This is a genomic window from Nonomuraea gerenzanensis (assembly GCF_020215645.1).
GTDB lineage: Bacteria > Actinomycetota > Actinomycetes > Streptosporangiales > Streptosporangiaceae > Nonomuraea > Nonomuraea gerenzanensis.
Genome location: NZ_CP084058.1, coordinates 10,700,253 through 10,714,526 on the forward strand (window position 1 = coordinate 10,700,253; position 14,274 = coordinate 10,714,526).

Annotated in this window: 11 protein-coding genes; 7 read left to right on the forward strand and 4 right to left on the reverse strand. The window is 69.9% G+C overall.

Features of this window, described 5'->3' with window-relative positions:
• Positions 1–41: 41 nt before the first annotated feature.
• The 4 genes from LCN96_RS49805 to LCN96_RS49820 all read right to left on the reverse strand — a co-directional run bounded on the left by LCN96_RS49805 (position 42) and on the right by LCN96_RS49820 (position 6,804).
• Positions 42–3,089, reverse strand: coding sequence for a helix-turn-helix transcriptional regulator (locus LCN96_RS49805; protein ID WP_311132125.1), 3,048 nt, complete (start codon positions 3,087–3,089; stop codon positions 42–44).
• A gap of 303 nt (positions 3,090–3,392) precedes the next feature.
• On the reverse strand, positions 3,393–4,133 hold the full coding sequence (locus LCN96_RS49810) for a succinate dehydrogenase/fumarate reductase iron-sulfur subunit (protein ID WP_225269389.1): 741 nt from the start codon (positions 4,131–4,133) through the stop codon (positions 3,393–3,395).
• The gene (locus tag LCN96_RS49815) at positions 4,130–6,052 is read right to left on the reverse strand and encodes a fumarate reductase/succinate dehydrogenase flavoprotein subunit (protein WP_225269390.1); all 1,923 of its coding nucleotides are present in this window, start codon (positions 6,050–6,052) and stop codon (positions 4,130–4,132) included. The genes LCN96_RS49810 and LCN96_RS49815 overlap by 4 nt, the downstream gene beginning before the upstream one ends.
• Complete coding sequence (locus LCN96_RS49820) at positions 6,049–6,804, reverse strand: succinate dehydrogenase cytochrome b subunit (RefSeq protein WP_225269391.1); 756 nt, start codon at positions 6,802–6,804, stop codon at positions 6,049–6,051. The genes LCN96_RS49815 and LCN96_RS49820 overlap by 4 nt, the downstream gene beginning before the upstream one ends.
• 132 nt (positions 6,805–6,936) lie before the next feature.
• On the opposite strand from LCN96_RS49820, the gene LCN96_RS49825 reads away from it, so the two are divergent.
• From LCN96_RS49825 to LCN96_RS49855, 7 genes are all read left to right on the forward strand, one after another.
• Positions 6,937–7,866: a LysR family transcriptional regulator gene (locus LCN96_RS49825; protein ID WP_225269392.1), complete on the forward strand. Its 930-nt coding sequence runs from the start codon at positions 6,937–6,939 to the stop codon at positions 7,864–7,866.
• A gap of 31 nt (positions 7,867–7,897) precedes the next feature.
• Positions 7,898–9,034: a PP2C family protein-serine/threonine phosphatase gene (locus LCN96_RS49830; RefSeq protein ID WP_225269393.1), complete on the forward strand. Its 1,137-nt coding sequence runs from the start codon at positions 7,898–7,900 to the stop codon at positions 9,032–9,034.
• Positions 9,031–10,170 (forward strand): sensor histidine kinase, encoded by a 1,140-nt coding sequence (locus tag LCN96_RS49835; RefSeq protein WP_225269394.1) that lies wholly within the window; start codon positions 9,031–9,033, stop codon positions 10,168–10,170. Before LCN96_RS49830 ends, LCN96_RS49835 begins: the two co-directional genes overlap by 4 nt.
• A gap of 3 nt (positions 10,171–10,173) precedes the next feature.
• Complete coding sequence (locus LCN96_RS49840; protein ID WP_225269395.1) at positions 10,174–10,614, forward strand: response regulator; 441 nt, start codon at positions 10,174–10,176, stop codon at positions 10,612–10,614.
• 201 nt (positions 10,615–10,815) lie between these two features.
• On the forward strand, positions 10,816–11,601 hold the full coding sequence (locus LCN96_RS49845) for a hypothetical protein (RefSeq protein ID WP_225269396.1): 786 nt from the start codon (positions 10,816–10,818) through the stop codon (positions 11,599–11,601).
• A gap of 12 nt (positions 11,602–11,613) precedes the next feature.
• Positions 11,614–13,515 carry a fumarate reductase/succinate dehydrogenase flavoprotein subunit gene (locus LCN96_RS49850; RefSeq protein WP_225269397.1) on the forward strand — a complete coding sequence of 634 codons (1,902 nt, stop codon included), beginning with the start codon at positions 11,614–11,616 and terminating at the stop codon, positions 13,513–13,515.
• The gene (locus LCN96_RS49855; RefSeq protein WP_225269398.1) at positions 13,512–14,261 is read left to right on the forward strand and encodes a succinate dehydrogenase/fumarate reductase iron-sulfur subunit; all 750 of its coding nucleotides are present in this window, start codon (positions 13,512–13,514) and stop codon (positions 14,259–14,261) included. The genes LCN96_RS49850 and LCN96_RS49855 overlap by 4 nt, the downstream gene beginning before the upstream one ends.
• The last annotated feature ends 13 nt before the right edge of the window (positions 14,262–14,274 follow it).

Consider the following 14,274-nt stretch of genomic DNA (forward strand, 5'->3'; position numbering starts at 1 on the left):
CCACCCCCTACATCAGCCCCGCGGCGGGGCCGGCGGGCGGCTCAATCGTCCTGGTCCTGCGCGTCCGCGGCCAGGTGCTGGGTGAGCGTGACGCGCGACTGGACGCCGAGCTTGGCGAAGGTACGGGAGAGGTGCGCCTCCACCGTCTTGGGGCTCAGGTACAGCCGCTCCGCGATCTGCTGGTTCGTCAGCCCGCCCACCGCCAGGTCGGCGATCTGCCGTTCGCGGGTGGTGAGCGTGGACAGCGGACCGGCCGACTGCCGGTGCCTCCGTGGCGCCCGGGCGGCCAGCCGCCGCTCGTCACGCGCCAGCGCGGCCGACAACCAGGCGGCCCCGGCGGCGGCGTACAGCGACTTGGCCCGCCCGATCTCCTCACGCACCCGCACCACCGAGCCCAGAACGGCATACAGCTCGGCGGCGAGTTGCCGCGTGAGCCCCTCCTCGACCGGCGACCCCGCGGCGGCGAAGTGGTCGGCAGCCTGTGCCGCGTGTGCGGCGGCCTCCTGCGCGCGCCCGGCGAGCATGAACACCTTCGCCTGGGCCCGATGTGCGAACCCCAGTTGATGGGACAGACCCGACTCCATGGCCCGGGACAGGGCGAGGTCGGCGAGCGAACCGGCTTCGGCCCGCGCCCGCTCGCCACCGCCGCCACCGCCACCGCCACCGCCACCGCCACCGCCACCGCCACCGCCAAGGGTCCCTGCGGTGGTCACCGCCTGCAAGGACAGGCTGTACGTCCTGATCAGCTCGTCGGCCGGCTCCTCCTCCGTCAACACGGCCAGAGCGTGCTCCGGCTGCCCGGCCTCGGCGTGGACCAGCGCGAGATCCAGCCGCGCCAGGTCGGACCACCAGCCCGACCTGGGCCGAGCCCCGGAGATGCGCTCGGCCAGCTCCAGCGCGGCCCGCGGCCCGTCCCGCCACAGCAGCGGACGCAACAGCAGGATGCTGGACATGGCCAGGGTCTCCCGGCTGTGGATCAGCCGGGACGCCTCGCGCGCCTCCTCGGCGGCGCTCACCGCCTCGGACAGCCGCCCCTGCCGCTCGTGCAGCGCGGACCAGGCGATGAGCAGGTACGGCACGCTGTGGCTACGCCCGGCACGATAGGCGATGTCCAGCCCGCGACGCAGGTGCCGCGCAGCGTCGTCGTAGCGCCGCAGGTGCAGCTCGACCCAGCCCAGCGGCGCGATCAGTTCCAGGTGCGGTGCCAGCACGTCGTCGGTCATGGCATCCGTCAGCCACGCCGCCCGATCGGTCTCGTCACGGCTCAGCGCCACACGGCCGTCACGCAGGCTGGCCAGCGCGTGTATCGTCCGGGCGGCCGCTTCCAGCGGCCCATCACCCGCACCCCTCCCGGACCGAGCCGCATCCGGCACCTCCCCGCCCGCGTCTCTCACTGACGAGACCTCCCAGCCCGAAGCACTCCCGGGCTGAGCTGCTTCGGCCTCACCACCCGCACCCCGCAGAGACTGGATCGCGACGGCAGCCGCCAGCCGTGCCTTCCCCGGATCCCGCCCCATCAGCTCGACCGCCGCCAGCCCCACCTGGGCCAGGCTGGTCGACCGGTCACGCGTGTGCGGCCGGGTCAGCTCGGTGGTGAGCAGCGCCTTCGCCTCGTCCAGGTCCCCGAGCAGGCGATAGACCATCGAGGAGAAGCTGACCGCCGCGATCCGCAACGGCCCGGGCGCCCGCATCACCTCTTGGAGGATCCGCCGGCTGGCCGCCAGCTCGCCGGTGACCCCCAGCGCCCGCCCCAGCGCCCACTGCAGCTGCACCCGCCACGCGGCCTGATCCTCCTCGTCCGGCAACAACCGGATCGCCGTCCGCAACAACCGGACGGCGGTGGACGGGGCGGCGTCCAGGGCCGCCGCGGCCGCGGCCTCCAGCGTCCGCACCGCCCGCACGTCACCGTGCTGCGCCGACCGCGCGGTGTGGTGCGCCAGCAGTTGCAGCGGCCCTCCGTTGGTACGCAGGTACCCGGCTGCCCGGTCGTGCGCCCGCAACCGCCAGGCCGCCCCCGCCATCCAGTACGCCGCGGCCCGCACCAGGGGGTGCCGGAACCGGAAGGAGGCGTCGGCCTCGACCACCGGCCCCACCCCGACCAGGTGATCGAAGGCCCGGTCGAGGGCGGGCTCCGGCAGCCCGGTGATGGCCGCGACGAGGTCCAGCGAGATCGGCTCACCGGCCACCGCCGCCGCGCACGCCACCTGCCGGACCTCCGGCGTCAGGGCGGTCAGCTCCGTGCTGAGCACGTCGAGCAGGGCCCGCTCCGGCGCCCCGGTCGCCGCGTCCCCCGCCTCGGCGAGGGCGTTGAGCGTGTCGGCACCGGCGTTGGCGAGCACCTGAAGGTAGAGCGGGTTGCCGCGGGTGGTCCGGTACAGCAGCCGCCGCCGCCCCCGATCCGCCTCCGGCAACAGCGCCGCCACGTCGCTCTCCTCCAGCGGCGCGAGACTGATGTGCACCGTCGCGTCACCGAGCTGCGCGACGGCCCGGGCGAGACCGGCCGGCACCTGAGCCGCGCGATACGCCGTGGCCAGCAGCAACGGCGCCCGCGGCGGGCGCCGTAACAGGTACTCGGTCAGCTCCACGGACGACTGATCCGCCCAGTGCAGGTCGTCCAGCACGATGGCGACCGGACCGGCGGCCCCCTGATCCTCGATGAGCCGCCGCGCCCGCTGGAAGAGCCGGTAACGGTCGAGCCCCGCCCGCCGGGCCTCGGACGGCCCGGTGGCGTCCAGCAGCAGCTCGGTCAGCGCGCGCTGCGCGTCGCGGCTGCGTTCGCCCGGCTGAGGCTCGAACGCGGCGAGGTAGACACCGAACGGCACGTCGCGCTCGAACTCGGTCGCCTGACCGTGATGCACGGAGAAGCCCTGCGCCCGGGCCAGATCGGCGAGTTCGGCGAGCAGCCGGGTCTTCCCCATCCCCGGATCACCCCGCACCGCGACGGCCCGTAGCTCTCCGTCGGCCGCGGCTGACACGGCGTTCGCGAGGAGGCTGAGCTCAGCGTCGCGGCCGATCGGCCTGCTGTGTGTCGCTCTGTTGGCCATCTCGCCCTGAACATCCAGTCCGGTGAGTGAGGACAGCAGCTCCATTCAGCCTAGTCGGATGATCGACAGTTGGGAACATGTCGGTCCCGGCGTTGGTGTGGTCGAGCGAGAGGCTCGTCCCGGCAGCGGAGGCGATGCACACTACGCGGCGAGCAGAGAGACCATCGGTTGGGCTGCCGCCCGCGCCGGTGGCCGGACGGGCGGTTCAGTCGAAGGGCTGAAGGCGTGGGGTGCGCCGAAAGGCGCCTAGAAACAGAACAGCCTGATGCCCGCCCGCGCGAAGCGCTTCCCATGGCGAAGCCCTTTGTGCGGGACGGGGCATCAGGCGATGAACTGCTGAAGCTTGCCCTACTTGGCGTTGGCCTTGAGGTAGTCGCTGTTCATCTGGGCGATCGTGTCCAGCGGAATCCCCTTCGGGCACACCGCCGTGCACTCCCCCGTGTTCGTGCAGCCGCCGAAGCCCTCAGCGTCCATCTGGTCCACCATCGCCTTGGCCCGCGACAGCCGCTCCGGCTGCCCCTGCGGCAACAAGCTGAGGTGGGTGATCTTGGCGGCCGTGAACAGGGAGGCGGAGCCGTTCGGGCAGGCGGCCACGCACGCGCCGCACCCGATGCAGGTGGCGGCGTCGAAGGCCGCGTCCGCGTCCTCCTTGCGCACCGGGACGCTGTGGGCGTCCGGCGCCGAGCCGGCCGGCACGGAGACGAAGCCCCCCGCCTGGATGATCCGGTCGAACGAGCTGCGGTCCACCACCAGGTCCTTGACCACCGGGAACGGGGCCGCGCGCCACGGCTCGATGGTGATCTCGGCGCCGTCCTCGAAGTGGCGCATGTGCAGCTGGCAGGTGGTCGTGGCGCGCTGCTCGCCGTGGGCGACGCCGTTGATGACCATGCCGCACATGCCGCAGATGCCCTCGCGGCAGTCGTGGTCGAAGGCGATCGGGTCGTCGCCCTCCAGGATGAGCTTCTCGTTCAGGACGTCCAGCATCTCCAGGAACGACATGTCCGGGGAGACGTCCTCAACCTTGTACGTCACCATGCGGCCCTTGTCCGAGGGTCCGCTCTGACGCCAAACGCGCAGGGTCAGATTCACTTGTAGCTCCGCTGGGTCATCTTGACGTACTCGTACTCGAGCGCTTCCTTGTGCAGCACCGGCCCCTCCGGGGAGTGCTCCCAGGCCGACACGTGCGCGAAGTTCTCGTCGTCGCGCAGGGCCTCGCCGTCGGCGTCCTGGGACTCGGCGCGGAAGTGGCCGCCGCAGGACTCCGTGCGGACGAGGGCGTCCAGGCACATCAGCTCGGCCAGGTCGAAGAAGTCGGCGACGCGGCCGGCCTTCTCCAGCACCTGGTTCAGCTCCTCGGCGGTGCCGGACACCTTGACGTTCTGCCAGAACTCCTCGCGCAGCTCGGGGATGCGCTCCAGCGCCTTGCGCAGCGACTCCTCGGTGCGCTCCATGCCGCAGTAGTCCCACATGAGCTTGCCCAGCTCGCGGTGGAAGGAGTCGGGCGTGCGGGTGCCGTTGACGGCGAGCAGGCGGTCGATCCTGGTGCGGACCTTGATCTCGGCCTCGGCCACGGCCTCCTCGTCCACGTCCCCGTAGGGGCCGTTGGCGAGGTAGTCGCCGATGGTGGTCGGCAGCACGAAGTAGCCGTCGGCCAGGCCCTGCATCAGCGCGGACGCGCCGAGGCGGTTGGCGCCGTGGTCGGAGAAGTTGGCCTCGCCGATGACGAACAGGCCGGGGATCGTGGACTGCAGGTCGTAGTCCACCCACAGGCCGCCCATCGTGTAGTGCACGGCGGGGTAGATGCGCATCGGCACGTCGTAGGGGTTCTCGCCGGTGATGCGCTCGTACATCTCGAAGAGGTTGCCGTACTTCTTCTCGACGGCGTCGCGGCCGAGGCGGTTGATCGCGTCCCGGAAGTCCAGGTACACGCCCAGGCCGCCGGGGCCGACACCGCGACCCTCGTCGCAGACGTTCTTGGCGGCGCGGGAGGCGATGTCGCGCGGCACCAGGTTGCCGAAGCTCGGGTAGATGCGCTCCAGGTAGTAGTCGCGCTCGTCCTCGGGGATGTCGCCGGGGGCGCGCTCGTCGTTCTTGCGCAGCGGCACCCAGACGCGGCCGTCGTTGCGCAGCGACTCCGACATCAGCGTCAGCTTCGACTGGTACTCGCCCGACACCGGGATGCAGGTCGGGTGGATCTGCGTGTAGCAGGGGTTGGCGAAGTACGCGCCGCGCTCGTGCGCCCGCCAGATGGCGGTGGTGTTGCAACCCTTGGCGTTCGTGGACAGGAAGAACACGTTCCCGTAGCCGCCGGTGGCCAGCACCACGGCGTCGGCCAGGTGGCGCTCGATCTCGCCGGTGACCATGTCGCGCACGATGACGCCGCGCGCCCGCCCGTCGGAGACGATCAGGTCGAGCATCTCGTGCCGGGTGTGCATCTCGACGGTCCCGGCCGCGACCTGCCGCTCCAGCGCCTGGTACGCGCCCAGCAGGAGCTGCTGCCCCGTCTGGCCACGGGCGTAGAAGGTACGGGAGACCTGGGCGCCGCCGAAGGAGCGGGTGTCGAGCAGGCCGCCGTACTCGCGGGCGAACGGCACGCCCTGGGCCACGGCCTGGTCGATGATGTTCACCGAGACCTGGGCGAGGCGGTAGACGTTCGACTCGCGGGCGCGGAAGTCGCCGCCCTTCACGGTGTCGTAGAACAGGCGGTAGATCGAGTCGCCGTCGCCGCGGTAGTTCTTGGCGGCGTTGATGCCGCCCTGCGCGGCGATGGAGTGGGCGCGGCGCGGGGAGTCCTGGTAGCAGAAGGACTTGACGTTGTAGCCCAGCTCGCCCAGGGTCGCCGCCGCGGAGCCGCCCGCCAGGCCGGTGCCGACGACGATCACGTTGAGCTTGCGCTTGTTGGCCGGGTTGACCAGCTTGGCGCTGAACTTGCGCTTCTCCCAGCGCTCCTCGATCGGGCCCTCGGGCGCCTTGGTGTCCCGGATCTCGGGGCCTTCGGTGAACTTCACTTGACAACTCCGAACATGATCGCGAGGGGCGGGACCAGGAAGCCGATCACCAGGACGGCGGAGAGCAGCCCGGCGGTGGCGCGCAGCGCCTTGTTGCGGTCCTTGTTGGCCCAGCCGAGGGTCTGGAAGGCGCTCCAGACGCCGTGGCGCAGGTGCAGGCCGACCATGACGACGGCCACGACGTAGATGAGCGTGACCCACCAGCGGGACGGGTCGAAGCCGTCGATCATCCGGTCGGCCGCGGACGAGGCGGTGCCCGCCGGGTTGACGACGCCGAAGGTCAGGTCGAGCAGGTGCCAGACCACGAAGAGCACGATCGTCACGCCGCCCCAGCGCATGATGTGCGTGGCGTAGCCGTTCGCCTGCGACTTCTTGGCCACGTACTTGACGGGCCTGGCCTTGCCCGCGCGGCGGGACAGCGAGATCGCGGCCCACATGTGCAGGACGACCGAGACGACGAGGCCGATCTCCAGGATCGTCAGAACCGTGCGGTACGGCGCGAACGGCTCAAGCAGCGTGCGCAGCCAGTGGGCGTAGTCGTTGAAGGACTCACGGCCGAAGAAGATCTTCAGGTTGCCCAGCATGTGGAGCACGAGGAAGCTCACCATCACGGCGCCCGTGACGGCCATGACGACTTTCTTGCCGTTGGACGAGCCGAGGAACCCGCCCGGCCGCTTCGGCGTTGGAGTCTTCTTGGAAGCAGGGGTGTTAACAGGCGCGGTGGCGGAGCCGCGCTCTATCGTGGCAGTCACGTTTGAACGCTAGGTATCCAGCGATGATCCGTCCAAGTCATGATGGGCTTGGTTTCGATAGCCCAAGGCTATGATGTGGGTGGGCGCGGCTTTTACTCACCGCTTACACCGCGCCGGTGCGAGGAAAATCACATGCAGTTGCAGCAGCTCGCGTACTTCGTGGCGGTGGCGGAGACCCGGCACTTCACCCAGGCGGCCGAGCGCATGCGGGTCGCCCAGCCGTCGCTCAGCAAGCAGATCAAGGCGCTGGAGGACGATCTCGGCGCGCGCCTGTTCTCGCGGGCGCGCGGCAACGTCACGCTGACCGCCGCCGGTGAGGCGCTGCTGCCGCTGGCCCGCCGCATCCTGGCCGACGCCGACACCGCCAGGCAGGAGGTGGCCCAGCTCGCCGGGCTGCGCCGGGGCCGGGTGCGCCTGGGCGCCACGCCGTCGCTGTGCGCGGGGCTGCTGGCCGACGCGCTGGCCCGCTTCCACCGCGCCTACCCGGGCATCGAGTTGCTGGTGGAGGAGGGCGGCTCGCGCGACCTGATCAGGGCGCTGGCCAGGGGGCAGCTCGACCTGTCGCTGATCATCATGCCGCTGCAGAGCGACGACCCCGCGCTGGTCACCGAGGAGATCCTGCGCGAGAACCTCGTGGTCGTCTCACCGTCCCACGAGCAGATCAAGGGCCCCTACCTGCACATCGAGGACCTGCGCGGCAGACCGATGGTGATGTTCAGGCGCGGCTACGACCTGCGGGAGGCCACGCTGGCGGCGTGCCGGCAGGCCGGGTTCGAGCCCAGGTTCGCGGTGCAGGGCGGGGAGATGGACGCGGTGCTGCGGTTCGTGGAGGCCGGGCTGGGGGTGGCGGTGGTGCCGTCGATGGTGCTCGACGGCAGGCCGGGGCTGCTCGGCACGCCGCTGGCGCCGCCGGGGCTGAGCCGTACGATCGCGCTGGCCCACCGCAAGGATGTCGAGCCGACCAGGGCCGCACAGGCGTTCAGGGAGACGCTGCTGGCCTTCGTGGTCGAGGCCGGTCACGAAGGCACGCTTCCACAAGGGGTGGCGCTCATCGCAGAATGAGCAGCAAGAGCCCGACTCCCGGAGAGGCGTTTTGACGGCAAATCTCACGGAAACGCTGACGCTGCTCCTCATCGAGGACGACGACGGAGACGCCTTCCTCGTCGAGGAGCTGCTGAAGCAGGCCGTGGCCCCGCCCAGGATCTTCCGGGCGCGGAGCCTGAGGGAGGCCAGGTCGAAGCTGACCTCCCAGATCCAGTGCGTGCTCGTGGACCTCTCGCTGCCCGACGCCAGCCGCCTGGAGGCGCTGGACGAGGTGCTGGCGGTGGCCTCACCGCACACGGCCGTGCTGGTGCTCACCGGGCTCAGGGACGTGCACGTGGGCGTCTCCGCCGTGCAGTCGGGCGCCCAGGACTACCTGGTCAAGGGCGACGTGGACGCGCGGCTGCTGGCCCGCTCCATCAGGTACGCGATGGAGCGCAAGCGCGCCGACCTGGCCCAGCTCAAGCTCGTCCAGGCGGAGCTGACGGCCAAGGAGAACGCCCGGCTGGAGGGCGCCCTGCTGCCCGACCCGCTGCTGCGTACCGCGGCGATCGAGCACATGACCCGCTACCTGCCGGGCAGCGGCGGCACGCTGGCCGGTGACTTCTTCGACACCGTGCAGACGCCCGACGGCTCGGTGCACGTCATGGTCGGCGACGTGTGCGGGCACGGGCCCGACGAGGCCGCGCTGGGGGTGGCGCTGCGCATCGCCTGGCGCACGCTGGTGCTGGCCGGGCAGACGGGCGACACGCTGCTGCGTACGCTCGACATGCTGCTGCGGGCCGAGCGCAAGGCCCCCGAGATCTTCACCACCCTGTGCATGGCCACCATCAGCCCCGACCTGGGCTCGGCCAGGATGCGCGTGGTCGGCCACCCGCCTCCCGTGCTGGTGCGCGACGGCGCCGTCGAGGTGGTGCAGGGCACCCCGTCGGGCCCGCCGCTGGGGATCTTCCCCGACGCGGAGTGGGCGGTGCTCGACGTGCCGCTCGGCGCCGAGTGGTCGATGATGCTCTACACCGACGGCCTGATCGAGGCCGCCGTGGGCGAGCCCAGCCGGTTCCTCGGCGTCGACGGCCTGGTGGAGCTGGTCCGCGAGCACGGCGCCATCGACCTCGACCGGCTCATCACCCATGTGGGCACCCTGAGCGACGACCTGGCAGTGGTCATGCTGCGGAGGAGACAAGGATGAGCATCCACCCGCTTCCGCCGCCCAAGGCGCCCACCGGGCTGGGCAGGCTGCCGGTCGCCCGCTGGTTCGTGCTCCTCGGGGTGCTGGCGGGCGTCACGTTCGCCGCCGGAGTCGTGATCATCATGACGATGAGCACGCAGGCCGAGGCGCTGCACCCACCTCCCGCGCTGGCCGCCCAGCTCGACCGCCTCAACGCGGCGCTCATCGCGGTCTTCGCCCTGCTGGTGGCGCTGGGCGTCGGGCTGGCGTTCATGGTCCGGTACGCGGTGCTCAAGCCCATCGACCAGCTCACCGCCCAGGTCCGCACGGTCGCCGGCGGCGACTTCGACCACGACCTGCACGTGGACCGGCCGGCCGAGCTGGCGGAGCTGTCCAGCCACATCGACTCCATGCGCGCCCGCATCGTCTCGGCCTGGCGGGTGGCCACCGACCAGGCGGAGGAGCTGCGCAGGTCGAACGGGGAGCTGGAGCAGTTCGCGTACGTGGCCAGCCACGACCTCCAGGAGCCGCTGCGCAAGGTCGCCAGCTTCACCCAGATGCTGGAGCAGCGCTACGGCCCGGAGCTCGACGAGCGGGCCAGGCAGTACATCCACTACGCGGTCGACGGCGCCAAGCGCATGCAACTGCTGATCAACGACCTGCTCGACTTCTCCAGGGTGGGCCGGGTGACCGGCGAGAAGAGCGACATCGACTCCGGCGCGGCGCTGGACCGGGCGCTGGAGAACCTCTCGGCCACGGTCGAGGACGCCGGCGCCACCGTCACCCGCGACGAGCTGCCCCGGCTGCGCGCCAACGAGCTGCAGCTCACCCAGCTCTTCCAGAACCTGATCGAGAACGCCGTCAAGTTCCGCTCCGAGGCGCCCCCGCGCGTGCACATCGGGGTCAGGCGGGACGGTGAGATGTGGGAGTTCAGCTGCGCCGACAACGGCATCGGGGTCGAGCCCAAGTACGCCGACCGCATCTTCCTCATCTTCCAGCGGCTGCACGCGCGTGACGTGTACCCGGGGACCGGCATCGGGCTGGCCCTGTGCAGGAAGATCGTCGAGTACCACGGCGGGCAGCTCTGGCTGGACGGTGACTCCGACGGCCATGGCGCCACGTTCCGCTGGACGCTGCCCGCGGCTGGAGGCGAGTGACCGATGAACGGCTGGCGCCCGATCGAGGTGCTCCTGGTGGAGGACGACCAGGGCGACATCCTGCTCACCAAGGAGGCCTTCGACCTCAACAAGGTGCGCAACCGGCTGCACGTGGTCAACGACGGCGAGCAGGCGATGGCGTTCCTGCGCCAGGACGAGGGCTACGCCGGCGCGCCGCGGCCCGACCTGATCCTGCTCGACCTCAACCTGCCGCGGATGGGCGGGATGGAGGTGCTGCGCGAGGTGAAGGCGGACGTCATGCTCCGCACGATCCCGGTGGTGATCCTGACGACGTCGGAGGCGGAGGAGGACATCCTGCACAGCTACCGCCTGCACGCCAACGCATATGTCTCAAAACCGGTGGATTTCGAGCAATTTATCCGAGTTGTCCGGCAAATCGATGATTTTTTCGTCACTGTGGTGAAGTTGCCGGTGCAGGGGTAGCGGTCTGACGCGCGTACGTGACAGGAATCACAGTCAGTCATCGAAAAAGTGAGTGACCCCGCTCACAAATTTCGATCCTGTCGTCGTAACGTATCCCCCACCAACGCGCGCCCGAGCGGATCCCGCCGTGTGAGCGCGCCCAGTGAATCGAACCACGGACCCCCTGCGCAGAAGGGTCCGCGGGAGGTGGAGAGGTCCGCGATGACCCAGACGACGCCCGACGCTCCGGTCCGACGGCAGCGTGCGCAAGTCAAGGTGCGCACCCTGCGCACAGACCGATGGTGGCTGGTCCCGCTACTGACATTCCTCGGGCTCAGCTCGTTCCTCATCTACGGTGTATGGGCGATCATCGACAACAGTTACTTCGTCGATCCCTACATCGCCCCGTTCGCCTCGCCCTGCCTGGCGACCTCCTGCGAGGAGGGCGCCCGCTTCCTGGGGTGGGCTCCGATCGGCGACTGGTACGCCCTGCCGCCCGGCCTGATCATCCTCGGCCTGCCCGGCGGCTTCCGGTTGACCTGCTACTACTACCGCAAGTCCTACTACCGCTCGTTCTGGCTGTCCCCGCCGGCGTGCGCGGTGCAGGAGCCGCACGGCAAGTACACCGGTGAGCGGCGCTTCCCGCTCATCCTGCAGAACGTGCACCGGTACTTCTTCTACGCGGCCATCGTGATCGGCCTGATCCTGGCCTACGACGCCGTCCTGGCACTCGTGCACAAGCCGCTGGGCCTGGGCTCCTGGGTCCTGATCGCCAACGCGATCCTGATCAACGCCTACACGCTGTCGTGCCACTCCTGCCGGCACATCACGGCGGGACGGCTCAACCACTTCTCCCGCCACCCGCTGCGGTACCGGGCCTGGACGTTCGTCTCCAAGCTCAACGCCAAGCACCAACCCCTCGCGTGGGCCTCGATGTTCTCCGTCATGGGTGCCGACCTGTACGTCCGCCTGGTGGCCAAGGGCATCATCGCCTTCCCGTACGCGTAAGGACAGCTTTCAGTGGAAAACACCTACAACACAGAGCGCCACGAGTACGACGTCGTCGTCATCGGCGCGGGCGGCGCCGGCCTGCGAGCCGCCATCGAGGCCCGCCAGCAGGGCAAACGGACGGCGATCGTCTGCAAGTCGCTGTTCGGCAAGGCGCACACGGTCATGGCCGAGGGCGGCGCCGCCGCCGCGATGGGCAACGTCAACCCCGACGACAACTGGATGGTGCACTTCCGTGACACCATGCGGGGCGGCAAGTTCCTCAACAACTGGCGGATGGCCGAGCTGCACGCCAAGGAGGCCCCCGACCGCGTGTGGGAGCTGGAGGCGTGGGGCGCGCTGTTCGACCGCACCAAGGACGGCAAGATCAGCCAGCGGAACTTCGGCGGGCACGAGTACCCACGGCTCGCACACGTGGGCGACCGTACCGGGCTGGAGCTGATCCGCACCCTGCAGCAGCGCGTCGTCGCGCTCCAGCAGGAGGACTACGAGACGCACGGCGACTACGAGGCCTACATCAAGGTCTTCGCCGAGTGCACGGTGACCCGGCTGCTCAAGGACGGCGACGCGATCTCCGGCGCGTTCGGCTACTGGCGCGAGACCGGCAACTTCGTGCTCTTCGACGCCCCCGCCGTGGTCCTGGCCACCGGTGGCATCGGCAAGTCGTACGTGGTGACCTCCAACTCCTGGGAGTACACCGGCGACGGCCACGCCCTGGCCCTGCTCGCCGGCGCGAACCTGATCAACATGGAGTTCATCCAGTTCCACCCGACCGGGATGGTCTGGCCGCCCTCCGTGCGCGGCATCCTCGTCACCGAGTCCGTCCGCGGTGACGGCGGGGTGCTGCGCAACTCCGAGGGCAAGCGCTTCATGTTCGACTACATCCCCGAGGTGTTCAAGGACAAGTACGCCACCACGGAGGAGGAGGGCGACCGCTGGTACACCGACCAGGCCAACAACCGGCGCCCGCCGGAGCTGCTGCCGCGTGACGAGGTGGCCCGCGCGATCAACGCCGAGGTGAAGGCCGGGCGCGGCTCGCCCCAGGGCGGCGTGTTCCTCGACGTCTCCACCCGGCTGCCCGCCGAGGAGATCAAGAAGCGGCTGCCGTCGATGCACCACCAGTTCAAGGAGCTGGCCGACGTCGACATCACCGCCGAGCCCATGCAGGTGGGCCCGACCTGCCATTACATCATGGGCGGCGTCGAGGTCGACGCCGACAGCGGCGCGGCGGCCGTGCCAGGGCTGTTCGCGGCCGGTGAGGTCTCCGGCGGCATGCACGGCTCCAACCGGCTGGGCGGCAACTCGCTGTCCGACCTGCTGGTCTTCGGCCGCCGGGCGGGCGCGGGCGCGGCGGCCTACATCGACTCGCTCCCGTCCCGGCCCAAGGTGCTGCCCGAGCAGGTGGACGCCGCCAGGGACGAGGCGCTGGCACCGCTGGGCCGCAGCGGCGAGAACCCGTACGAGGTGCACCACGAGCTGCAGCGCACGATGAACGACCTGGTCGGCATCATCCGCAAGGCCGAGGAGATCAGCGAGGCACTCGGCGTGGTGGAGAAGCTCAAGGAGCGCGTGCGCATGGTCGGCGCGGCCGGCTCGCGCATCTACAACCCCGGCTGGCACCTGGCGATCGACCTGCGCAACATGGTGCTGGTCTCGGAGTGCGTGGCGCGCGCCGCGCTCAAGCGCGAGGAGAGCCGCGGCGGGCACACCCGCGACGACTTCCCCGGCATGAACCCCGACTGGCGCCGCAAGCTGCTCGTCTGCTCCACCCAGGACGGCTCCACCGTCCAGGTCGAGGAGCAGGCGCAGCCGCCGATGCGCGACGACCTGATCACCCTGTTCGACCGGGACGAGCTGAAGAAGTACCTCACCGACGAAGAGATGGCCGAGTTCGACGGGATAGCGAAGTCATGAGCTACAAGGCAAAGTTCAAGGTCTGGCGCGGTGAGGGCGGCGAGGGCAGGCTCGAGGACTTCACGGTGGAGGTGAACGAGGGCGAGGTCGTCCTCGACATCATCCACCGCCTCCAGGCCACGCAGGCCCCCGACCTGGCCGTCCGGTGGAACTGCAAGGCCGGCAAGTGCGGCTCGTGCAGCATGGAGATCAACGGCAAGCCCCGGCTGGGCTGCATGACCCGGATGTCCACCTTCTCCGAGGACGAGACCATCACGGTCACGCCGATGCGCACGTTCCCGGTGATCAAGGACCTCGTCACCGACGTCTCGTACAACTACCAGAAGGCCAGGGAGGTGCCCTCGTTCACGCCGCCGAGCGGGGTGCAGCCCGGCGAGTACCGGATGAAGCAGATCGACGTCGAGCGCTCTCAGGAGTTCCGCAAGTGCATCGAGTGCTTCATGTGCAACAACGTCTGCCACGTGATCCGTGACCACGAGGAGAACAAGAGCAACTTCTCCGGTCCCCGCTTCCTCATGCGGATCGCCGAGCTGGACATGCACCCGTACGACGTGGCGGACCGGCAGGAGGCGGCCCAGGAGGAGCACGGGCTCGGCTACTGCAACATCACCAAGTGCTGCACCGAGGTCTGCCCCGAGCACATCAAGATCACCGACAACGCGCTGATCCCGATGAAGGAGCGCGTGGTGGATCGCAAGTACGACCCGCTGGTGTGGCTGGGCAACAAGATCCTCAGGCGCAAGTAGCTCCTCTCACGCG